This is a genomic window from Streptomyces rubrogriseus (genome assembly GCF_027947575.1).
Classification (GTDB): Bacteria; Actinomycetota; Actinomycetes; order Streptomycetales; family Streptomycetaceae; genus Streptomyces; species Streptomyces rubrogriseus.
The window spans coordinates 4,986,328-5,007,992 of record NZ_CP116256.1 but is presented as its reverse complement, the minus strand read 5'-3'; the positions used below and the strand labels follow the sequence as shown (position 1 = coordinate 5,007,992).

The 21,665-nt window shown below is 74.6% G+C and carries 19 protein-coding genes and 1 pseudogene; 9 read left to right on the top strand and 11 right to left on the bottom strand.

Annotated elements, in window-relative coordinates; all coding sequences use genetic code 11:
* Positions 1 to 104: 104 nt before the first annotated feature.
* From Sru02f_RS22950 to Sru02f_RS22935, 4 genes are all read right to left on the bottom strand, one after another.
* Positions 105 to 668: a hemerythrin domain-containing protein gene (locus tag Sru02f_RS22950; RefSeq protein ID WP_109032143.1), complete on the bottom strand. Its 564-nt coding sequence runs from the start codon at positions 666 to 668 to the stop codon at positions 105 to 107.
* Between the two features lie 85 nt (positions 669 to 753).
* Positions 754 to 1,287: a DoxX family protein gene (locus tag Sru02f_RS22945; protein ID WP_109032144.1), complete on the bottom strand. Its 534-nt coding sequence runs from the start codon at positions 1,285 to 1,287 to the stop codon at positions 754 to 756.
* Between the two features lie 154 nt (positions 1,288 to 1,441).
* Positions 1,442 to 1,933: a hypothetical protein gene (locus Sru02f_RS22940; RefSeq protein ID WP_109032145.1), complete on the bottom strand. Its 492-nt coding sequence runs from the start codon at positions 1,931 to 1,933 to the stop codon at positions 1,442 to 1,444.
* Positions 1,930 to 4,422, bottom strand: a complete 2,493-nt coding sequence (locus Sru02f_RS22935; RefSeq protein ID WP_109032146.1) for a nitrate reductase — start codon at positions 4,420 to 4,422, stop codon at positions 1,930 to 1,932. Before Sru02f_RS22935 ends, Sru02f_RS22940 begins: the two co-directional genes overlap by 4 nt.
* 109 nt (positions 4,423 to 4,531) lie before the next feature.
* On the opposite strand from Sru02f_RS22935, the gene Sru02f_RS22930 reads away from it, so the two are divergent.
* Positions 4,532 to 5,221: a GNAT family N-acetyltransferase gene (locus tag Sru02f_RS22930; protein ID WP_164279029.1), complete on the top strand. Its 690-nt coding sequence runs from the start codon at positions 4,532 to 4,534 to the stop codon at positions 5,219 to 5,221.
* Between the two features lie 19 nt (positions 5,222 to 5,240).
* Here Sru02f_RS22930 and Sru02f_RS22925 read toward each other — a convergent pair whose 3' ends face one another.
* Genes Sru02f_RS22925 through Sru02f_RS22915 form a run of 3 tightly spaced genes read right to left on the bottom strand, consistent with a single transcriptional unit; the run spans position 5,241 to position 6,930 of the window.
* Positions 5,241 to 5,969: a metallophosphoesterase family protein gene (locus tag Sru02f_RS22925; protein WP_109032148.1), complete on the bottom strand. Its 729-nt coding sequence runs from the start codon at positions 5,967 to 5,969 to the stop codon at positions 5,241 to 5,243.
* On the bottom strand, positions 5,966 to 6,223 hold the full coding sequence (locus Sru02f_RS22920) for a BON domain-containing protein (RefSeq protein ID WP_109032149.1): 258 nt from the start codon (positions 6,221 to 6,223) through the stop codon (positions 5,966 to 5,968). The genes Sru02f_RS22925 and Sru02f_RS22920 overlap by 4 nt, the downstream gene beginning before the upstream one ends.
* Positions 6,220 to 6,930 (bottom strand): nucleotidyltransferase family protein, encoded by a 711-nt coding sequence (locus Sru02f_RS22915; protein ID WP_109032150.1) that lies wholly within the window; start codon positions 6,928 to 6,930, stop codon positions 6,220 to 6,222. The genes Sru02f_RS22920 and Sru02f_RS22915 overlap by 4 nt, the downstream gene beginning before the upstream one ends.
* A gap of 147 nt (positions 6,931 to 7,077) precedes the next feature.
* On the opposite strand from Sru02f_RS22915, the gene Sru02f_RS22910 reads away from it, so the two are divergent.
* A complete protein-coding gene (locus tag Sru02f_RS22910) occupies positions 7,078 to 7,389 on the top strand; it encodes a hypothetical protein (protein ID WP_109032151.1) in 312 nt (103 codons plus the stop codon).
* 25 nt (positions 7,390 to 7,414) lie between these two features.
* Here the strand turns inward: Sru02f_RS22910 and Sru02f_RS22905 are convergent, their stop codons facing one another.
* On the bottom strand, positions 7,415 to 8,728 hold the full coding sequence (locus Sru02f_RS22905) for a PP2C family protein-serine/threonine phosphatase (protein ID WP_109032152.1): 1,314 nt from the start codon (positions 8,726 to 8,728) through the stop codon (positions 7,415 to 7,417).
* A gap of 35 nt (positions 8,729 to 8,763) precedes the next feature.
* Here Sru02f_RS22905 and Sru02f_RS22900 point away from each other — a divergent pair, with 35 nt between their 5' ends.
* From Sru02f_RS22900 to Sru02f_RS22885, 4 genes and pseudogenes are all read left to right on the top strand, one after another.
* Complete coding sequence (locus Sru02f_RS22900; RefSeq protein ID WP_109032153.1) at positions 8,764 to 9,177, top strand: SRPBCC family protein; 414 nt, start codon at positions 8,764 to 8,766, stop codon at positions 9,175 to 9,177.
* Positions 9,178 to 9,408: 231 nt separating this feature from the next.
* Positions 9,409 to 10,650 carry a cytochrome P450 gene (locus tag Sru02f_RS22895; protein WP_109032154.1) on the top strand — a complete coding sequence of 414 codons (1,242 nt, stop codon included), beginning with the start codon at positions 9,409 to 9,411 and terminating at the stop codon, positions 10,648 to 10,650.
* Between the two features lie 1,306 nt (positions 10,651 to 11,956).
* Positions 11,957 to 13,291, top strand: coding sequence for a cation:proton antiporter (locus Sru02f_RS22890; protein WP_109032156.1), 1,335 nt, complete (start codon positions 11,957 to 11,959; stop codon positions 13,289 to 13,291).
* Between the two features lie 167 nt (positions 13,292 to 13,458).
* Positions 13,459 to 13,900 (top strand): annotated as a pseudogene (locus Sru02f_RS22885) (hypothetical protein).
* A gap of 162 nt (positions 13,901 to 14,062) precedes the next feature.
* Here Sru02f_RS22885 and Sru02f_RS22880 read toward each other — a convergent pair.
* The gene (locus Sru02f_RS22880) at positions 14,063 to 15,235 is read right to left on the bottom strand and encodes a S1 family peptidase (protein ID WP_109032157.1); all 1,173 of its coding nucleotides are present in this window, start codon (positions 15,233 to 15,235) and stop codon (positions 14,063 to 14,065) included.
* Positions 15,236 to 15,497: 262 nt separating this feature from the next.
* On the opposite strand from Sru02f_RS22880, the gene Sru02f_RS22875 reads away from it, so the two are divergent.
* Genes Sru02f_RS22875 through Sru02f_RS22865 form a run of 3 tightly spaced genes read left to right on the top strand, consistent with a single transcriptional unit; the run spans position 15,498 to position 18,538 of the window.
* A complete protein-coding gene (locus Sru02f_RS22875) occupies positions 15,498 to 16,004 on the top strand; it encodes an SRPBCC family protein (RefSeq protein WP_109032158.1) in 507 nt (168 codons plus the stop codon).
* A complete protein-coding gene (locus Sru02f_RS22870) occupies positions 15,997 to 17,616 on the top strand; it encodes a phytoene desaturase family protein (RefSeq protein WP_109032159.1) in 1,620 nt (539 codons plus the stop codon). Before Sru02f_RS22875 ends, Sru02f_RS22870 begins: the two co-directional genes overlap by 8 nt.
* 43 nt (positions 17,617 to 17,659) lie before the next feature.
* Positions 17,660 to 18,538, top strand: a complete 879-nt coding sequence (locus Sru02f_RS22865; RefSeq protein ID WP_109032160.1) for an SDR family oxidoreductase — start codon at positions 17,660 to 17,662, stop codon at positions 18,536 to 18,538.
* Positions 18,539 to 18,564: 26 nt separating this feature from the next.
* Here the strand turns inward: Sru02f_RS22865 and Sru02f_RS22860 are convergent, their stop codons facing one another.
* Positions 18,565 to 20,067 (bottom strand): FAD-dependent oxidoreductase, encoded by a 1,503-nt coding sequence (locus Sru02f_RS22860; protein ID WP_244941847.1) that lies wholly within the window; start codon positions 20,065 to 20,067, stop codon positions 18,565 to 18,567.
* 252 nt (positions 20,068 to 20,319) lie between these two features.
* Positions 20,320 to 21,522, bottom strand: a complete 1,203-nt coding sequence (locus Sru02f_RS22855; RefSeq protein ID WP_109032162.1) for a lycopene cyclase family protein — start codon at positions 21,520 to 21,522, stop codon at positions 20,320 to 20,322.
* Positions 21,523 to 21,665: the final 143 nt, after the last annotated feature.

Genomic DNA, 21,665 nt, shown 5'->3' with positions numbered 1-21,665 from the left:
CGTCCGGCATAGGTGCGAAGGGTCCCGTCGCCTCCGGCATACGTGCGAAGGGTCCCGTCGCCGCGGCGGGACCCTTCGCACATGAACCGGCGGTGGCCGCTCAGTCAGTCGGACCTGCCCCGCCCCGACAGCGCGTCCCGCACGCGGTCGACCATGCCCGCGCCGGGGGCGAGGAGCTTGTTCATCGGCGGCTTGTCCGGGGTCGACGGGTGCGGCCGGGTCGGCGCCGTCTTCTTCGCCCGACGGACCTTCTCGCCCAACTCGTCCAGGGCGTCCGCGGGGCAGGCCTCGCGCAGCCTCGGGAACAGGTTGCCCTCCTCGTCGGCGACGTGCTCACGGATCTCGCTCATCAGCTTGCCGATCAACCGGTCGAACTCGGCGTCGTCCGCCGCGCAGCCCTCCAGGTCCTTCATGATCTGCTCGGCCCCGGCGTGGTCCTCGAGCTCCTTGTCCGCGAGAGCACCGCCGCCCGGCACGTGCTCCCGGACGGCCGGGTACAGATACGCCTCCTCCGCCACCGAGTGCCGGACCAGCTCGATCGTGGCCTGATCGGCGTACAGCTTGCGGTCCTTGTGACCGGGCGGCAGCGCCTCGATCCTGCCGAAGAGCTCCTCGACCTCACGGTGATCGGTCGTCAGCTCGTCGATGACGTTTCCTCCGTGTCCCATGTCCACCTCCAAGAGGGTCGTGGCGGTTGCGGGACTCACCGCCACGGGCCCCGGGTCCCCCCGCAGGAGGCGGGTTAACGCCCGGTCAGGCCCCGAGCCTGGCCCGGACACCGCCCGCCCGTGCCGCGGGGCCGGCCGCGGCCCGGACCGAGCGGTGCACCAGGTGGGCGTCGTGCCGGAGGTCATGGGCGGCGTGCCGGCCGCGCCACAGCAGCGAGGGGGCGCTGCCCGTGTCGTCGGCCGCGATCAGCAGCCCGCCCATCATGGACAGGTTCTTGAGGAAGTGGACACGCTGCTGGGCGCGGTCGGACGGGTCCTCCGCCTCCCAGTACCGGTGCGCCGCCAGCGTGGTGGGGACCAGCGTCACGGCGAGGGCCAGCGCCGCGAGCCGCGGACAGCGGCCGATGCCGAGCATGATTCCGCCCACCACGTGCACGGCGCCGTTGAGCCGTACGAGTTGCTCGGTGCTGTCGGGCAGCACCGGTACGCGGTCGGCCACCGGCCGCACGACCGGCTCGGCCGCCGGTGCCACGTCCTGGGGCCTGCGCAGCGACTGCAGGCCGCCCGCGACGAACATCGAGGCGAGCATCGGCCGGCCGGCCAGACGCAGAAGACTCATGACGCTGTCTCGCTCTCTCGGAGGGGGTACCGACGGGGACACCAGGGGTTGGTGCCCCACTGGGATCATCAGGTGCCACGGCCCGCCGCCGCCATTCGGCGTCCGGTGGCGCACCGGCGGTGTCGGGCACCGCAGCGGGCGGGCGGGACGCAGCTCAGAGGCTGGTGAGGACCTGCGGCGCCAGGTTTTTGATCATGGTGTTGGTCCAGCGCATCTGGCGCAGTGTCTGCGGGTGGCAGGAGGAGGCGAGCGTCAGCAGTGCGCTGTCCCTGGACGCCTGGGCGGCCTGGGACAGCATCTCCCAGTGCAGCGAGTTCTCCGCCGCGCGGACATGCAGCTCGCGCAGGTCGCGCAGGAGGAGCAGGCCCGGCTCCGGCCGGTGCACGACCGCCTCGGACGCCTTCTCGCGCAGGGTCGCGAAGACGCCGTCCGTGGAGTGGTCCGGCGGCTCGCCCAGCTTCACGCCGCGCTCCGCGGCGGTCTCGGCGAGCTGCCGCATGTGCTCGCGGGACCAGCGGGCGAGGTCGGTGGCGACATGGTGGACCTCGTGCTCGGTGCGGTGCCGCTCGGCGACGGTCACCAGGTCGTGCGCCAGATGGCGTTCGCCGCGGTGCAGCGTGCGCAGGGTCAGGTCGATGCCGTTCACCGGGCGCCTTCCTCGTGGCCGTGTGGGAACTCGGTGGGCTCCTGCTCCGTCGTGCGCGCCGCCGGACCGCCCGAGGTGGGCGGGGCTGCACCGGCGGCGACCGGTGCGGACGCGGTGGTGGTCGGCGCCGGGGAGGGCCGTCCGCCCCCGCGCTCCACGAGGGTGAGCGCGGCCGAGGCCGTCTTGAACAGCGGCTGCTTGGAAGCCGGGTCCCAGTCGGTGACCGTGGTCTCGTTCGCGGCCCGCCCGGGGGTGTCCGGGCCCGGCCCCGACCCGCCCGCGGTGTCCCAGTAGCCGTAGTGGAACGGCACGAACAGCAGCCCTGTCCGGATGCCGGTCACCCGCAGCCGCCCGCGCAGGGAGCCGCGCCTGCTGGTGACCTCGACCAGGTCGCCCTCGCCGAGGCCGAGCCGCTCCGCGTCCCCGGCGGAGACCTCCACCCACACGTCGGGGGCCGCGTCGTTGAGCTGGGGCGCGCGCCCCGTCTTCGTCCGGGTGTGGAAGTGGTAGAGCGTCCGCCCCGTCGTCAGCTGGAACGGGTACTCCTCGTCCGGCTCCTCGTGCGGCGGCAGATAGGCGGCGGCCTTGAGCATCGCCCTGCCGTCGGGGTTGAGGGAGCGGTACTCCACGACCTCCTGCGAGGCCCCGGTCTCCAGGTCCTTGCCGTAGCTCTCGCACATGTCGGGGTGGGCCCAGCTGATGCCGTCCGTGTAGAGCCGAGCCGTCCCCTCGGGCGCGCGGTCGTCGCAGGGCCACTGGGTGCCGCTGGTGTCGCGCAGCCTGGCGTAGGACAGGCCCGTGTAGTCGCAGGGTCGGCCCGCGCTGCACCGCTTCCACGCCTCGAACGCCGACTCCGGGTCGTCCCAGGTGATCAGCGGCCCGCCGTCCTTGTCCCGGAAGTCCATGCGCCGTGCGTAGTCCAGGAAGATGTCCAGGTCGGGCCTGGCCTCACCGGGCGGCTCCACCGCCTTGCAGGACAGGTGCACCGTGCGGTCCGCGTTGGTGAGCGCGCCGGTCTTCTCGCCCCAGGTCGCGGCGGGCAGCACCACGTCGGCCAGCCGCGCCGTCTCCGTCAGGTAGAGGTCCTGTACGACCGTGAACAGCCGCTCCTGCGACAGGATCGAGCGTATGCGCGGCAGTTCGGGCATCGAGACGGCGGGGTTGGTTCCGCTGATCCACAGCATCCGCAGCGAGCCCTGCTCGGCGTACCGGAAGATCTGCATCGCGTGGGTCGGCGGCGCGAAGTGCGGGACGGTCTCCGGCTCGACGTTCCACACCCGGGCCAGGTCGGCCACGTGGGCGTCGTTCTGCCAGTTGCGGAAGCCCGGCAGGTCGCCGTTGGCCCCGCACTCGCGGGTGTTCTGGGCGGTGGGCTGGCCGTTCATCTGGAGGAGCCCGGCACCGGGCCGGCCCAGCATCCCGCGGATCAGGTGCAGGTTGTTGACCTGGACGGCGGCGGCGGTCGCCTGGTGGGACTGGTAGACACCCTGGAGGACCGTGGAGACCAACGCTTCGGCGGTGCCGACGAGTTCGGCCGCCTCCTCGATCCGGGCGGCGGGCACGTCGCAGATCTCCGCCGCCCACTTGGGCGTGCAGTCGGCGACCCGGGCGGCCAGTTCCTCGAAGCCGACGGTGTGCGCGTCGATGAAGTCCCGGTCGATCCGCTCGTGCCGGATCGTCTCGTGCAGCAGCGCGTTGAGCAGGGCGACGTTGGTGCCGCTGCGAGGCGCGAGGTGTACGGCGGCGTGTTCGGCGACGCGGGTGGGGCGCGGGTCCACGCACAGCAGCCGCGGCGGGTCCGCGCCCTCCAGGCGGTCGAGGAGCCGCATCCACTGCACGGGCTGGGTCTCGGCGATGTTGTGGCCGAACAGCGCGACCACGTCGGCGTGGTCGAAGTCGTCGTAACTGCCGGGCTGCCCGTCGCAGCCGAAGGTCTCCTTCAACGCCTCCGCGGCCGTGGCCGTGCACAGCCGGGTGTTGCCGTCGAGGTGGTTGGTGCCGATGCCGGCCCGGGCCAGGACCGCGAGGGTGTAGTACTCCTCCAGGAACAGCTGACCGCTCGTGTAGAACCCGATCGAGCCCGGCCCGCGCGAGTCCAGCAGTTCGCGCGAGCGGGCGGCCACCAGGTCCATCGCGGTGTCCCAGTCCGTCTCCACCAGCTGCCCGTCCCGCCGCACCAGCGGCCGGGTCAGCCGGTCACGGGAGGCGTTGGCCTGCCAGCCGAACAGGTCCTTCGGGCCGAGCCGCCCCCGGTTGACCCGGTCCACGTCCCGGCCCCGTACGCCCACCATGCGGCCGTCGGCCACCGCGATGTCCATGGCGTCGCCGTCCGAGTGCAGGATCGACGCGGACTGCACCCACCGCCGCACCGCCCCGGGCTCCACCCCTTCGGCGAGGAACGTGTCCACCCGGGCCGGCCAGGTCTCGTGCCGCCCGTAGGGCACCCGTGTGCCCCACGGCCGCGCGATCCGGTCCGTCGCATCCTCCATCGCCGGCCTCCCGCCCACGTACGTCGCACTGCCGGCCGCCGGGTACCCGGGCGCCACCGATCGAAGCGAGCCACTTGTGGGAGCGCTCCCAAGCGGGCAGGATGCCGAGGTGACAGCGACTGCCTCGGTACGCCCCTACCGCCCCGCCGACGCCCCGGCCCTCGACGACATCTGCATCCGGACCGCGCACAACGGCCGGGACAGCCGGCCCGTGTACGCGGACCCCGCCGTCCTGCCGGCCATCTTCGCCGCGCCCTACGTCCACCTGGACCCCGGTCTGGCCTTCGTGCTGGACGACGGGCGGGGCCGCGCGGTCGGGTACATTCTCGGCACCGCGGACACCGCGCGCTTCGCCGCCGAGTTCCGGACGAAGTGGCTGCCGAGGGTCGCCGACCGGTTCCCGGCCCCGCAGGGGCCGCCCGGCACCCGGACCCCGGACGAGGTCATGGCCGGACTGCTGCACGACCCGGAGCGCATGGTCGTCCCGGAACTGGCGGCCTACCCCGCCCATCTGCACATCGACCTGCTGCCCGACTGGCAGGGGCGGGGCCACGGCCGGACCCTGATGCGGACGTTGTGGCGGGCCCTGCGCGAACGCGGCGTCCCCGCCGTCCACCTGGTCATGGCGACGGCCAACACCCCGGCCAGGGCCTTCTACGACCGCCTGGGCTTCCACGAGGTCGCGGCGTCCGGTCTCGACCCCGCGGACGTCACCTGCCTGGGACGCACGACGCGGGACACGGAGAACACGCAGCACACGCGGGAGACGGAGAGCGCGCGGGACACGGGACGGACCTGACGGCCGGACGGGCGGGCGGTCAGTCCCCGTCCAGCCGGTAGACGTTGAAGGCCCGTTGGATGACCGGCTGCGCCACGTTGCGCACCCGGACTCCGCCCGCCGTCATCCCGTGCTCCGTGCCCAGGTGGGCGTGGCCGTGGACGGCCAGGTCGGCGCCGGCCGTGTCGATCGCCTCCGCCAGGAGGTAGCTGCCGAGGAACGGATGGATCTCCGGCGGCTCCCCGGCGAGCGTGTCCGCGACGGGGGAGAAGTGCGTCAGCGCCACCCGCGCCGCGCAGTCCTCCTCGTCCAGTTGCTTCAGCGCGGCGTGCAGGCTGTCCGCCGAACGGCGGGTGGTCCGCACGAACTCCTTCATCACCGGCTCACCGAACTCACCGGCGCTGCGCCCCACGAACCCGCCGCCGAAGCCCTTGGTCCCGGCGATCCCCAGTCGGCCCCCGGCGCACTCCACGACCGTCGCCTCGCCCTCCAGCACGGTCACCCCGGCGTCCCGGAGGATCGCGGTGACCTCCTCCGGCCGTTCGTCGTGGTGGTCGTGGTTGCCGAGGACCGCCACCACCGGCACCGGCAGGTCCCGCACCTCCCGGGCGACCACCCGCGCCTCCCGCGGGGTGCCGTGCCGGGTGAGGTCCCCGGCCAGCAGCAGCACGTCGGCACAGTCGGGCAGGGTTTCGAAGGCCGGCCGCAGCAGCCCTTCGCTGTCGGGTCCCATGTGGATGTCCCCGACGGCGGCGACCCGGATCGTCACAGCTCCTCCGCGTGGTCGGGGCGGGTGGTCTGCGCCACCACGACGTCGGCGTGCACGGTCAGCCCGGCCAGCTCCTCACGGGCCAGGCGCAGCACGGTCTCGCGGCACTGCGCGGAGGGCACCGTCCCGGTCAGCGCGACCGCCCCGGCCCTGACCTCGGCACGGACACCGAGTTCCCCCAGTTCCTCCGCGGCGAGCCGGTCCTGAAGGTGCGCCACACGGTATTCGACGTTCTGGACACCGGGGTCGCTCATGGCTGGTCCTCCTTCGGGGCGGTGGCCGGCGGACCGGCCGGAGGGATGATCTCCAGCCGTTCGAGAACGAAGAAGAACGCGGCGGGCATCGGATCGTCGCCGCAGTCGCGGCGCAGTGCCGCCCAGTCGATCTTCTCGCGCAGGGTGCGGGCGATCGGCAGTACCGCGCCGAAGTCGCAGTGGTGCTCCGAGAAGGCGGCCAGCAGACCGCGCAGCAGGTCGGTCGGCGACAGGACCGGCATCAGGACCGAGTCGACCGACAGATCCCGGGCCCGGTCCAGCAGAGCCGTCGTGACCGGCTCGTGCGCCAGCTCGAAGATCAGGTCGACCTGCTGCCCCAGGCAGTCCGCCTTGAGCAGCCAGTCCTCGGGCGGCGTGTACACCGTCAGCCCCGCCTCCCGCAGCGTCGCGGCGACGGCGTCGGCGTCCTCGGGACGGATGCAGAAGTCGACGTCGTGCTGGAGGTTCTGGGTGCCGCCGTGCGCGTACACGGCGACGCTGCCGGCCAGCGCGAACGGGTGCTCCGCCTTCTTCAGGGTCGAGCCCACCTGTTTGGCGGCCTGGAGGATCGCCTGGTTGCGGTCGAGCGGGAGATCCTCGTGGGGTGCCTCGCGGCGGGGCGCGGGGCCGCGGTCCCCGTCGGCCGGGCGCAGCTCGGAGACGCCGGCCCGTCGGCCGGTTGCCTGCTCGTCGGCGGGCTGCCTCATCGTTGTCCCCTTCCCGGGCTGTCGCCGTCGGCGGAACGGACCGGACCGGCCCTCCCCTTCTCGCCGGGCGGGTACCCGGTGCCGTACCGCCGACACCGCGGCAGGTGCCGGTGTGAGGCGCGCGGGGATCGCGGGCACTCGGCCGGCATGAGCGACGAGCGGATGCGACAGCGGACCGGCTCCGCCGACCTGCGGACCGTGGAACGGCTGGTGGCGGCCTGGCTGGCCGAGACCGAACGGCACGATCCCGAGGCCGCCGACGAGGCCCGGGACGGATGGGAACGGGACGCGCTGTCCGACCGGTCCGCCCAGGACCTGGCCACCTGGGTCACCGCCAGGGTCACGGACACCGGCTTCACCGAGGACGAGGGCCCCTACGTGGCGGGCCCCGTGCGGATCACCCCGGCGGACAAGGACACCGTGCACGCCTGGCTGCGCGCCCGCGGGCACACCGTGTGAGGCGGACGCGAACACCGGTGCCGCGTCACGACGGCGGCCGCCACTCGAACATCAGCAGCGTCGCGTCGTCCCGCAGCCGGCCCTCCTGCATGGCCAGGATCGAGTGGATCAGCCGGCGCAAGGACTCCGGCGCCAGCTCACCGCCGGCCGTGGCCCGGATGACGTAGTCCGCGAAGCGTTCGAGACCCAGCAGCTTGGCCTCCCGGGTCCGGGCCTCCACGACACCGTCGGTGTACATCAGCACCCGGTCCCCGGGCTCCAGCGAGATCTCGTGCGTCCGGCGCGCGTGCGGGCTGAGCAGTGACGGCATGCCCATGGGCGGGTCGGCGTCGCGCTCCATGGCGTCGATGATCAGCCGCTGGTCGCGGATCAGGATGGGCGCGGGGTGACCGCAGTTGGCCCAGCGCAGCACGCCGGTGACCAGGTCGAGCTGCGCGATGACCGAGGTGCAGAACTTGTCCGGGAGCCAGCTGGACAGCGCCTCGTCCACGCCGCGCACCAGCTCGGGCAGGTCGGCGCCGGTGCGCCGGGCGTTGCGGCAGGCCGCCAGCGAGACCGTGGTGGTCAGTCCGGAGGCCAGGTCGTGTCCCATCGCGTCCAGGACGGCCACGTGCAGGGTGGTCTCCGTCAGCGCGTGGTCGAAGGCGTCGCCGCCGATCTCGTAGGCGGGTTCCAGCACCGCCGTCGACACGACGTTGCCGTTGCCGATGGTGCGCGGCGGCAGCAGGGCGCGGAGCATCTCGGCGGGCAGCTCCATGCGCTCGGTGCGGGTGCGCCGCACGAAGGAGTCCTCGTAGAGCCGCTTGGACGTGATCACCATGGCGAGCAGTGAGGCGAGCGCCCGGCCGCGGGTCAGCGAGGAGGCGGTGAGGGCCGTCTCGCACAGGGCCAGCACGCCGAGCCGCTCCGCGCCGTCCAGCAGCGGGAACCAGGCGGTGATGCCGCCGCCCGTTCCGGACTCCTCCACCCGCAGCGACTGGGTGCGGTACGCCCACCCCGCCGGCGAACCGTCGACCGGGACCGACGGGGCCACGGCCGTCTGGGGCACGAGGTGGCGCTGCTGGAGGTCGACGAGGTAGACGACGGCGTGCCGCAGTCCCAGCGCCTTGACGCACCGGGCGGTGGCGGTGCGCAGGTCCAGGGTGAGGTGGGCCGGATCGGCGAGGAAGCTCCGCAGCCCCGCGTCGTCGGGGTCCGACGTGGACACCTCGTCTCCTCTCGTCGAGAGCCCGCCGCGGCGGGGACGATGCCCAGCAGTCTGGCACCGCCCGTCCCACCCCGCCCGTCGTGCCGTCCAACCGTGCGGCGCTTCGGTCCCGCCAGAAGGGGCACGCGTCACCTCGTACGACCCCGAGCGCCGAGGAGTGGTGCCGCATGACCGAGTACGAGCGTTCCCGCACCATGCCCGCCCAGCCCGAGCAGGTCTTCGACCAGGCCGCGAACGTGGGGCAGCTGGGGACCTGGCTGCCCCGGGACCTGCACGTGGAGCCGGAGGAACCGCCCGCCGTCACCGTGCACGAGGACCGCACCGACCAGGACACCTCGGCGCTGCTGAGTGCCCGGCCCGAGCAGATGCGGCTCGAGTGGGGCACCCGCGAACAGGGCAGCTACGCCGGCTGGCTCCAGGTCGCCGGGCTCGACAGCGGGGCCAGCGAGGTCACGGTGCACCTGTCGTTCTTCGACGACACCCACGACCCGGGCCGGCGGACGGTCGCCGAGGCCCTCGACGGCAGCCTGCGGCGGCTGGAGGAACAGGTGAGGCTGCGCACCGACAACGCGGCCGGCTGAGGAGGACGAGGCGCCCCCAGCAGTCCAGGACGCCGGCGATCCTCTCGCCGCCCCCGGACGGAGGTTGTGCACCTGCCCCGCTCCCGGCGGAGACGGACCTCGGCCGCCCGGATGCGGACATCGCTCAGCGCCGGGTCCCCGCCGCTGGGCGCGGCCGGACGGTGGCCGTGAGCGCGCCCGCGGCGAGCGCGGCCCGGGTGTCCGCCCGCGGCCCCGGGGCACCCACCCGCCATGGACGCTCACCGCCGCCCGCTGATGGACCGCACCCCGGCACTGCTCGTCGAGGGGTACGCCTGGCTGCCGAACCGCATGCGCGACAGCACCGGCTCCGTGCTGCGCACCCGGCTGCTCGGCAGGCCCGCGCTGGCGGTACGGGGACCGGAAGCCGTGCGCTTCTTCTACGACGAGTCGCACGTCCACCGCCACGGCGCCGTCCCGGCACCCGTGCTGGACACCCTGTTCGGACAGGGCGCGGTCCACACCCTCGACGGCGCCGCCCACCGCGCCCGCAAGGAGCTGTTCCTGCCGCTGCTGGAGGCCGACCGCGTGGCCCGCCTCACCGACCACGTCACCGCGGCGTGGGACGAGGCCGTGCGCACCTGGAGCGGGCGCGAACGCGTCGTACTGTTCGACGAGGCGGCCGTCGTGCTCACCCGCGGGGTCTGCGACTGGGCAGGACTCCCGCCCCGGGCCGTCGACGCCGAACTCCTGGCACGGGATCTGATCGCGATGGTCGACGGCTTCGCCACCCCGGGGCCGCGCCACCTGCGGGCCCGTCGCGCCCGCGCCCGGCAGGAGGCCCGGACGGCCCGCCTGGTCGAGGAGGTCAGGGCCGGGACCCTCGCCGCTCCGGCGGACTCGATGCTGGAGCGGGTGGCCCGGCACCGCGACCCGGCCGAGGGTCTGCTGGACTCCCGCACGGCAGCCGTGGAACTGCTGAACGTCCTGCGCCCCACGGTCGCCGTGAGCTGGTTCGTGGCCTTCGCCGCCCACGCCCTGCACCGGTGGCCGGCCCACCGCGAGCGGCTGCGCGGCGGGGACGGCGCGTACGCCACGGCCTTCGCGCACGAGGTCCGCCGCTTCTACCCGTTCGCCCCGTTCCTCGGCGGCCGCACCGTGACGGAGCTGACCTGGCACGGCCAGTCCGTCCCGGCGGGCGGGATCCTGCTGCTCGACGTCTACGGGCAGAACCACGACGAGGAACTCTGGGGCGACCCGTACGACTTCCGGCCCGAGCGGTTCCTGGACCGGCCACCCGCCCCCGACGAACTGGTCCCGCAGGGCGGCGGCGACCCCGCGGCCGGTCACCGCTGCCCCGGCGAGCGCGTCACCGTCGGCCTGCTGGAGTCCCTGGCGGTGCGGTTGGCGCGCCTGGACTGCACGGTCCCCGAGCAGGACCTGCGCATCCCGCTGCGCCGCATCCCCACCCGCCCCCGCAGCGGCTTCGTCGTCACCGGCGTGCGCGCGCCCTGACCAGGCGTCAGAGGTCCGGTGGACGGCGCGTCACGCGGCCACCCGTACAGGGCCGGTTGGCTGATCGTTTGCAGCCCTGCGGGTGTGCGCCCGCCCCGGGCGGCCGAAGTGGCCGTCACCCGAATGGACCCCGAACGCTACTGGTCACGGCCGAACCGGTGTCTCCTGGAGAGTGTCAGCGGCGTCCAGGCTGGGAGGCCGATCATGTACGAAATGTGCGTGGGCCCGGAGAAGGCGGGCGGAGCGTTGGTGTGGCACGTACTGTCCAAACAGGCCGCGGCCACACTCTGCGGACAGCAGCTCCGTGAACGTATAGAGGCATCCGACGGTGAACGGGCGCGTCACTGCCCGGACTGCATGGCTTCGTTCGAGAAGTTGATGGCAACCACACCGTGCTGACGGACCGTCCGCAAGCCGTCTGCCCCGTCGCATCCCGCGGCGGGGCGGACGGCGTACCGGGTCGGCGTGATTGTCGGCTGGGGTCATGGTCCTGGACCTGCGCGGGCCGGTTGCGGAGCGGCCCGCTGTCGCAGCGGGCGGCGTCGAAGTCCCTCAGGCCGGACTCCGGGGGCCCGGGCCGGGAATCAGGAAGCGGGGGCCGCTTCCTGACGATCACTCGGTTGGTGCAGTGTCCTCACGGGGAGCCGGGGAAGTCGCCGGTCATGCCCCGGCGCGCGTCGTCCTCCCGCACCCGGGGCGGCAGGAGGCGCCGCGGCCGGGATCCCCGAGTCGGCCGCGGCGCATCCTCCTCGGGCCGCCGAGCGGCCTGCCCGGCGGGCACGATGGGTGTCGGCCGCCGGACCATTTGGGTGTCGTCCCCGATGGCCGCGCGGTGGCCCGGCGTGTGACCGTGGACCGGCGCCGCGCTCCGGCGGTCCTCGCGGGTGCCGGGGGAGGGCGTGGGCCGGCGGCTGGTGCCGCCCGTTCAGGGGCGTTGCCGCGTGGTTCGTTCCGGGTGTGCGGTGCGCACCCCGGGTGCCGGGGGCGGTGTCGCGACGCGGATGCCCCGGGCGGCGTGCCCGCCCGCATGCCCCGGTGTCGGTACGCCCGTCTGCCCGTCCGCCCGTATGTCCGTCTGCCCGTCTGCCCGTCTGCCGGTTCGGCTGTCGGCCCGGCTTCCCGGCCGGCCGCTTGCCGGACCGCCCGCCCGCCCGTCCGCCCGCCCGTCCGTCCGCCCGTCCGTCCGCTCGTCCGTCGGCCCGCCCGTCCGCTCGTCCGATGACGCATCCCCGAAGAAGGAGAACCCGCATCCATCCCCGTCAAGTGAAGCCCTCCCGAACCTCCGCGCGGTCGAAGGCGGTGACCCGTGGGACACGCTGACACCCTGCTCGCCATGGGCGGTGCCTTCGTCGCCGCCGCGTTCCTCGCCCGCCTCGGCGGGAGGATCGGACTTCCGACGATCCCTCTGTTCATGCTCGCCGGCATCCTGCTCGGCCCTCACACACCGGGCTTCGTCCTGGTCGAGGACGCGCACGACTTCGAGATGCTCTCCGCACTCGGACTGGTGCTGCTCCTCTTCTACCTCGGGCTGGAGTTCCACCTCGACGACCTCAAGAGCGGTGGCAAACGGCTCCTCACCGCCGGGGGCATCTACCTGCTCCTGAACGTGGGCGCCGGACTCGGCTTCGGGTTCGTCCTCGGGTGGGGGGTGCGCGAGGCCCTGGTGCTGGCGGGTGTGCTCGGCATCTCCTCGTCCGCGATCGTCACCAAGATCCTCATCGACCTGGGCCGGATCGGCCGCCCGGAGACCCGCCTGATCCTCGGTGTCATCGTCGTCGAGGACATCTTCCTCGCGCTGTACCTGGCCGCCCTGCAGCCGGTGATCTCCGGCGCGCACGGCGTCGCCGACACCGCCCTCCAGGCAGGCAAGGCCTTCGGCTTCCTGCTGGTACTGGCGGCCGCGGCCCGCTACGGCACCCGGCTGGTGGGGCGACTGATCCACACGCGGGACAACGAACTGCTCGTCATCAGCTTCCTCGGTGCCGCGGTGCTCGTCGCCGGTGTCTCCGAAGTCCTGGGCGTCGCCGACGCCATCGGCGCCTTCATGGTCGGTCTGATCCTCGCCGGCACGCCCTCGGGGCCGCGGATCCGCGAACTGGTGCATCCGCTGCGCGACGCCTTCGCAGCCATCTTCTTCTTCGCCTTCGGGCTCGCCATCGACCCCGGCGACCTCGCCTCCGTCGCCGGTCCGGTGGCCGCGGCGGCGGCCCTGACCGTCGTCATGAACATCGTCGCCGGGCTGTGCGTCGCCCGGGTCTACCACTACGGTTCCGAACCGGCCGCGGAGATCGCCACCACCCTCGTCGCCCGCGGGGAGTTCGCGCTGATCCTGGCCGCGATGGCCGCGGGCGCCGGACTCGACGCCCGGCTCGCTCCCTTCATCGCCGGATACGTCCTCGTCCTCGCCGTCCTCGGCCCCATCGTCGCGGGACGCGCCCACGTCCTCGCCGCCGCGCTGCGAGCCGCCGGCGGCCTCCTGCCGGGGACGAGGACACCGGTCGCCGCGGCGGGTGGCGGGACCGGCGGCGCGGAGACGGAAGGCGACGGCCGCCCCGAGCCGGACCCGGTGCCGGTGCCGGCCCAGGCCTCTCCCGCGTTCAGGTCGTCGTCCTCCCCGGAGCACACGGAGGCCGAGCACTAGCCGAGCACTGGCCGGGGAGGCGAAGGGTCACGCGTCGAGGCCCGCGGGCATGGCCGGTCGTCGCTCCGGGCGGCACGGCGCCCCGGCTCCCGGTGGGACAATCTGCCCACAGGGTCGTTGTCCGACGCCGGGGTCGGACGCGTCCGGGACCGGAAGGAGCCGTCAGCATGATCGAGTGGGTGCCCCTGGGCAGCGGTGCCAGACCCGTTCCCCGGCCGGTCGCGGCTCCCCTGGTGTGGGCGGGTGCGTTCGGCGGTGCCCTCCTCCTGGTCGGGCTGCTCAACGGCATCGTGGGCGCGGGGCGTCCGGGACTCGCCCTGGTCGCCCTCTCCCTGCTGGCGGCCCTGCTCGGCCTCTGCGCCCGGTTCACGGCCGCACCGGGGACGGCCGTGCTGTGCTGGCTGTCCCTCAACGGCTTCGCCATACCGCCGGCCGGCACGCTCACCTGGGCCGGCCGGCGGGACGCGCTCTGGCTGGCCTGTCTGCTCGGCGCGGCCCTCGTCGGCACGGCTGGCCCGGCTGGTCCACGCGCGGGCGGCCTACCGTCGGCTGACCACGGCGACGGGCCCGGAGGTGCCGGAGCACGGGACCGGACCCGGCGAGGCCTGAGCCCGCCGGCGCGTGGGGGCCCGCGGAGCCCCGGACACAGCTGTCAGGAGAGAGACGGGCCGCGGACACACCGGCGGCCCGGAGACGGACGGACCACGGACAACGGCGGCAGGGAAAGGACGGACCGCGGACAACGGCCCGTCCCTCCCCGCCGCCGTCCGGTCAGGCCGTGTGCAGGGTCAGGCCGTAGCGGTTGAGGATCTCGTTGACCGGCTGGAACCAGGTCTCCCCGCCGCTGGAGCAGTTGCCCCAGCCGCCCGAGGTGACGCCCTGTGCCTGGTCACCGCTGATGAAGGAGCCGCCGGAGTCGCCGCCCTCGGCGCACACACTGGTCTTGGTCAGCTGGTGCACCACCGAGCCGTCGCTGTAGTTGACCGTCTCGTTGTGGGCGAGCACGGTGCCGCAGTGCCAGTGCGTGGTCGACCCGGAGCGGCAGATCGAGGCACCGACGGGTGCCACGTTCGAGCCGCGCACGAGCTGGTCGGAGACGGTGCCCCAGCCGAGCACGACCGGCACCGTCCACCAGCCGCTGCCCACGCTGACCCACGCGTAGTCGTTGTCGGGGAAGGACGAGCCCTGGAAGGTGCCGATGTACGAGCGGTCCCAGCCGCTGACCCCGGCGCCGGCCCGGCCGCAGTGCCCGGCGGTGACGAACCCGCCGTGCACCGAGAAGCCGATGGAGCAGCGGACGTTGCCGGTGTAGTAGGGGTCACCGCCGACGGTGCCCGCCGCGAAGGTCTGCGGGGCCGACGGCACCGTCCGCACCGTGACCGGCGCGGTCGCGCGGGCCTGCTTCAGGAAGCTCTGGACATCGTTGTCAGCGCGCTCGGCCGCGACCACGTCCACGACGACCTTGTTGGTGGCCCGGTCGGCGCGCCAGCTGCTCACTCCGGCCGGTGCGTCGAGCCGGTCGACGCGCGCCTTGGCCGCGTCGAGCTGCTGTGCGCTGTGCTCCACGGTGCGGACCTGCGCGCCGGTGGCGCGGACCGCGCGCAGGGTGGAGGGTGCCGCGTCCGAGGTGACGGCCACCGTCAGCCGTCCGGCGTCCGCGTCGAACCACGAGCCGCCGAAGGCCTTTCCGGCCGCCCGGCGTGCCGCGGGCTCGATGCCGGTGGCCTCGCGTTCGGCCGCGAGCCGGTCCTCGGCCTCGGCCCGGGTGAGGCCGAAGTCCCGCTGCATGGCGTCCAGCAGACCGGCGGAGGCCGGCTGCTCGGAGGAGGAGGGGGAGTGCGTGGGGGCGTCGGCCGCCGAGGCCGGCAGGGTGCCGACCGCGGTGAGGCTGCCGAGTACGAGGAGTCCGGCCAGGCCGAGGTGCCTGAGTCTGCTGCGTCTCACGGGAGTTGCCCTTCGTCGTTCCAGCAAGGTGGGGGTGGAACAGATGGCATGGAACAACCGCGGTTTGAGAGCGCTCTCATCGGGTCGCTTCGAGCTTAGCCAGCCCTTGTCATCAGGTCCATGCCAATGCACGGCCTTTCCGTGCCGCCGGTTCGGCGCCACGTCGACCCGTTCCCTCCGGTTGGCCGGGCGCCGACGGGGCACTCAGTGCTGCGTCCTCGCGATGACGGCCGCACGGCGGCCACTGACGTGGGAGGTACGCGTGGCGGTTCGGCACAGGCTCATCCAGGCGACCCCGGACGCGGTCTGGGACGTCCTCGCGGACGGCGACCTGTACGTGGAGTGGGTCGTGGGACCCTCCGAGGTCACCCCCGGGGCCGGACAGTGGCCGCAGGTCGGCGCCACGATCGCGTACGAGGTGCGGCTCGGGCCGCTGCGGCTCAACAACGAGTCGGTGGTCAGACGCTGCGTGCCGGGCTCGGAGCTGGAGCTGGAGGCGAAGGCGGGCAGGCTCGGCACCGCCCGGATCGCCGTCGAGCTGCGCCCCTGGGGCGAGCAGTGCCTGGTGATCGTGGACGAACACCCCCTGCGCGGGCCGGGGGGTCTGCTGCACAACGTCGGCGTCGAGGCGCTGATCCAGGTGCGGCACCGGGCCATGCTCGCCAGGCTCGCCAACCTGTGCGAGTCCGCGGCCGGTGAGCGGTGCCGTCCCGACCCCTCGGAGGCGACGGGGTCCGTGGCGTACCGGCCGGGGACCGGCCGTGCCTGACGCCGTCGTGGTCGGGGCCGGGCCCAACGGGCTGGTGGCGGCGAACCTGCTGGCCGACGCCGGCTGGAGCGTGACGGTCCTGGAGGAGCAGCCCGAGCCGGGCGGCGCGGTACGGCACGACGGCGAGGTCGCCCCCGGCTTCGTCAACGACCTGTTCAGCTCCTTCTACCCGCTCGCCGCCGCCTCCCCGGTCCTCGGCGGACTGCGGCTGGAGGAGCACGGACTGCGCTGGGCGCACGCGCCCCACGTACTGGCCCACCCCCTGACCGACGGGACCTGCGCCGTCCTCGACCGCGACGTCGCGACCACCGCCGCCTCCCTCGACGCCTTCGCCCTCGGGGACGGCGCCGCCTGGGAGCGGCTGCACTCCGTGTGGGACCGCTACCGGGCCGACATCCTGGACGCCCTGTTCACCCCCTTCCCGCCGGTGCGCGCCACCGCCCGGCTGGCCCTGCGGCTGCGCGGCGCGGGCGGACTCAGGCTCGCCCGCACCCTGGTGCTGCCGGTGCGCCGCATGGGCGAGGAGGAGTTCCGCGGCGAGGGAGGCAGACTGCTCCTGGCCGGCAACGCCCTGCACGCCGACCTCGCCCCCGAGGCGGCCGGCAGCGGCGGCTTCGGCTGGCTGATGTCGATGCTCGGACAGACCTACGGCTTCCCCGTACCGGTCGGCGGTTCCGGCGCCCTCACCGAGGCCCTGGTCCACCGGCTGCGCGCCCGGGGCGGCACGCTGCACTGCGGTCGGCGCGTCGAACGGGTCCTGGTCCGCGACCGGCGCGCCGTCGGCGTGCGCACCGCCGACGGGGAGACGGTCACCGCGGGCCGCGCCGTCCTCGCGGACGTCTCCGTGCCCGCCCTCTACGGCGGTCTGGTCGCCCCCGCGGACCTGCCGGACCAGGTCCTCACCGACCTGCGGCGCTTCCAGTGGGACTTCGCCACCTTCAAGGTGGACTGGGCGCTGGACGGGCCCGTGCCCTGGCGGTGCGAGGCGGCGGCGCGGGCCGGCACCGTGCACCTGTCCGACGGCCTCGACGAACTGACCCGGTTCGCCGCCCAGATCGCCATGCGGCAGGTCCCCGACCGTCCCTTCGCGCTGTTCGGCCAGATGACCACCACGGACCCGACCCGCTCACCGCGCGGCACGGAGTCCGCCTGGGCCTACACCCACGTCCCCCACGACATCCGCGCCGACGCGGGCGAGGAGGGCATCACCGGCACCTGGGACACCCGGGAGCGGGAACTGATGGCCGACCGGGTCGAACGCCAGGTGGAACGCTTCGCGCCCGGCTTCCGGGCCCTGATACGGGCCCGCCGCGTGCTCGCCCCGCCGACGCTCCAGGCCATGGACGCCAACCTGGAGGGCGGCGCCATCAACGGCGGCACCACCGCCATGCACCAGCAACTCGTCTTCCGGCCCGTGCCCGGCACCGGGCGGCCCGAGACCCCGGTGGCCGGTCTCTTCCTCGCCTCCGCGGGCGCCCACCCCGGGGGCGGCGTACACGGAGCGCCCGGCGCCAACGCCGCGCGCGCCGCCCTGCGCCAGCACCGGTTCGCGGGCCTCGCCCGGGTCCAGCGGGCCCTGACCCGGCGGGACCGGGCGGGTGACCGGCACTGACCGTCGCGACCGTACGCCAAGCACCCGAGGAAAGGGCCGACCGGTGACAGACAGTCCCCTGCAGAACCGCACCGTCGTGGTGACCGGCGCCGCGCGCGGACTCGGCGCCGCCCTGGCCCGCGCCTGCGCGCTGCGCGGCGCCCGGATCGCGCTGCTCGGTCTCGAGAAGCCCCGGCTGGACGCCCTCGCGGCGGAGCTGCCGACCCCGGCGCTCGCCGTCGAGGCCGACGTCACCGACCCCGCCGCGCTGGCCGACGCGGCCGGTGAGACGCGCCGGCGCCTGGGCAAGCCGTCGGTCGTGGTGGCGAACGCCGGGGTCGCGCACGGCGGGCCCTTCGCCACGTCGGACCCCGCCGAGTGGCGCCGCGTCGTCGACGTGAACCTGACCGGCAGCGCCCACACGGCCCGCGCCTTCCTGCCGGACCTGCTCGACACCGCGGGCTACCACCTCCAGATCGCCTCGCTGGCCTCGCTCGGTGCTGCGCCCATGATGAGCGCCTACTGCGCCTCCAAGGCGGGCGTGGAGGCCTTCGCCCACTCGCTGCGCGCCGAGGTCGCCCACCGCGGCGTCGCCGTGGGCATCGCCTACCTCAACTGGATCGACACCGACATGATCCGGGACGCCGACCGCCACCCGGTCCTGCGCGAACTGCGCACCCACATGCCGCCTCCGGCCCGCCGCACCTTTTCGGCGGACGACGTCGCCGCCCGGCTGGTCCGCGCACTGGAGCGCCGCCGCAGCGCCGTGTACGTGCCGGGCTGGCTGCGCCTGGTGCAGCTGGGGCGCGCGTCACTGCCGCCCGTGGTGGCACGGCTGTCCCGCCGCGAACTGCCCCGCCTGGAGGCCGAGGACGCACTGGGACCCACCGGTCCGCTCGGGGAGGGCGGCCGGGCCGGCCACGCGGCGGGAACGCGTACGTAGCCACCGGGGCCGGCGCGATGCCCGGTTCAGCGCGTCCCGAACCGTCGCGCCAGGGCACGCAGCGGCGCGGAGCGGCCCCGGTCGGGTACCGTCCACAGCGTCTCGCCCCGCACGCTCCACCGCTCCAGCAGGGCGTTGGCGGCGAGGAACCCGGACGTCGCCGCGCGCTCCATCAGCGCCACCGGCAGATCCGTGCGGACCAGGTCCCCGGCGACGACGAGGGCCGGGTCGGGGGTGCGGACCGTGGGACGGTCGCGGTAGCCACCGACGGTGAACAGCGGGCAGTCCGCCCGCCACTCGTGCCGTGCGGCGACCACCCGGGCCCGACGGGTCTCCGGATACACCTGGTGCAACGCGTCGACGAGCCGCTTCTCCTCGACCTCCCGGACCGCCGTCGGCGGCACGGCGTAGGCGTGGAGTTCGACGACACAGCCGCCGGTGCGCGCCGCCCAGCGGGCCGCCTCGCCCTCCCAGTGGGACAGCACGCTGACGTTGTCCAGCGGGCCGTAACCGCTCGTGCCGAGGAAACCGGGCCGGCCGGAGGCCACCGGGCGGTCCAGCCACAACCGGGAGACCAGGAACGGCGGAGCGTCGCGCAGCCGTGCCACCCGTGCCCGCCAGGCGGAGTCGCCCAGGTGCGGTGAGCGGGCGACCACGCCCCGCAGCCCGCCGGCGTCCATCGCGAGCACCACGGCGTCGTACGGCCGGGCTCCGGCGGCGTCGACCACGAGCTGCCCGCCGGACGGACCGGGCCGGACGGCCTCGACGGACGTGCTCGTCCGCACCTCGGCCCCGTGCCGTGCCAGGTGTCCCGCGAGCGGGTCCCACAGCGCCTGCGGGAACGGCTCGCGCGGTACGTCGAACAGCAGCCCCTCGCTGGAACCGAGGAAGTAGATGTGGAACATCAGCGCCATCTCCGCGGCCGACAGCTCGCGCGGGTCCGCGAAGAAGCTGCGGGAGAACACCTCGAAGGCGAGATGGCGCGCGGCGGCCGGAAAGCGCAGGGAGTCGAGGAACTCGTGGGCGCTGACGTCGTCCAGGCGCTCGTGGACGCGGCCGGTACGGACGTCGAGGAGCGGCAGCGCGGCGGAGGGCCGCAGGGCCGCCAGGTCGCGCGGGCCGAAGCTGGGGCTCAGGGCGACGAAGGCGAGGGCGCTGAACGGGGGAGTGCGCGGAATCCTGCGGAAGCTGTCGCACAGCCCGCCGCTGTGCCGCAGCGGGTAGTCCGGCAGGCCGGTCAGCATGCCGAGGCCCGGATCGCAACGGCGCAACAGACTCCGCAGGTTGTAGTACTGACGGAAGAAGGCGTGGAAGCCCCGGCTCATCGTGGCCGGAGTGCCGTCCGGCAGGGCGATCGTCCAGCCCCCGACCCGGCCGCCGAGCACGGGCTCGCGCTCGTGCAGCACCACGCGCACCCCGCGTTCCGCCAGGGCGGTCGCCGCCGCGAGGCCCGCGATGCCGCCGCCGACCACCGCCACCGACGGCGGATCACCGGCCACCCGCTCCCGCCCCGGCCCCGGGCGCAGCACCCGCGCCCGCCGGTCCCTCCCGGGAAGCCCTCCCTCGCCCCGCTGCCCCGTCCCACCACGCCGGATCACCGCGCACCGCCGCCGCGGGCGGGGCCACTCCGTGTCACGCCGGAGCGCGGGGCGTGGGCGTGGGCGTGGCGGCGCGGTCGGGTGGCGGGCGGCCGACCGTGGCGGCCTGCCGCGCGGTCGGGCGCGGTGACCCGCACGGTGTCGGGCGGCGAGGGCATCGAGGGCTCCCGGGTCGGTCGGCGCTCAGTGGACGGGCAGGTGGCGGCGGCGCACCCACGGCAGTTCGGCCGCCGTGCGCAGCATCGGCCGGACGGGCACGCGCAGCCCGACTGCGAGGTCCTCGTACAGCCGCGACCGGCCGTCGAGGAAGCGCAGCAGCCGGTCGGCGGGTACCCGGTCGAACAGCCGGAAGAAGAGGTCGGGTCCGTCGACCCGGCCGGTGTCCAGGGCGCGCAGCAGCACCGCGTCCATCAGCCGGGCCCGTGCCGGGTGCGGGGCGGGAGGCACCGGAGGGCGGCCCGCGCGCACCGCACGCGCGACGGCCTCGGACTGCCGCTGCACGGCGGCGAAGGTGTAGCCGGTGGACGCCCGGGTCGCGCCGCCCGCGACCCCGATCCGGAAGACCCGGTCGCAACTCCCGGCCCGACGGTCGAAGACCGCGTCGGTCATCGGGATGACCCCCTGCTCGGCCGAGAGCACCTCCGTCGCGCCGGTGCGCAGGACCCGCCCCGCGTAGTCCTCCAGCGCGTGGTCGTACGCCTCGGTCGTCAGGGGTTCCGGGCCGAACTCGGTGTACTCGACCAGCGCGGTGTGCCGTCCGGTCGGCAGCACGTAGCCGAACGACAGACCCCGGGCCGGCTGCGCGGTGCGGAAGTCCATCAGGTCGACCGTGTCCGGCTCGAAGACCGGCCGCTCGGTACGGACGAACCAGCCGCGGAAGTGCTGGAGCAGACGGGTGCGGGCGGCCGGCAGCCGGTCCGGCGGACGGGAGTCGAAGACCCAGCGGGCGCGCAGGTCGACCGGCGCGCCCGCCGCGTCCGTGGCCGCCACCCGCACGGTGGCGTCGGGCAGACCGGTCACGGCGCCGACGACGGCCTCGACGCGCCGCAGCCCCGGACGGTCCTTCAGATCGCGCTCCACCAGCGCCTCGAAGTCGTCCGAGCGGATCATCTTGTAGCGGGTGGGCGCGATGTGCCGCCGGACGGCCCGCCCGTCCCGGCCGTGCACCCGCAGCCACTCCCACGACGCGGTCGCCGCCGGGTCGAAGCGGCCGGGCCCGGCCTCCCAGAAGCACCAGGTGCGACGCGGCGGCCGCAGCGGCCCCGGCGGCGGATCGACCAGGACGACGGAGGACACCGCACGGGGTGACGCCCGCGCCGGGAGCCGGTGCGCCAGGGAGAGCCCGGCCGCCCCCGCCCCGACGACCACGATGTCCGCGTCGAGCACGCCCGCCTCCTTCCCGTGGGTCCGCACGCCGGTCCGATCCGGTGCGGCGGAGTATTCCGCCCGCCGCCGCCCGCGGCCGTACGGCGCGCTGAACGGCGCGACAAGGGCGCCCGCCCGGGGCCGCGGCACCGCCGGACGGGCGA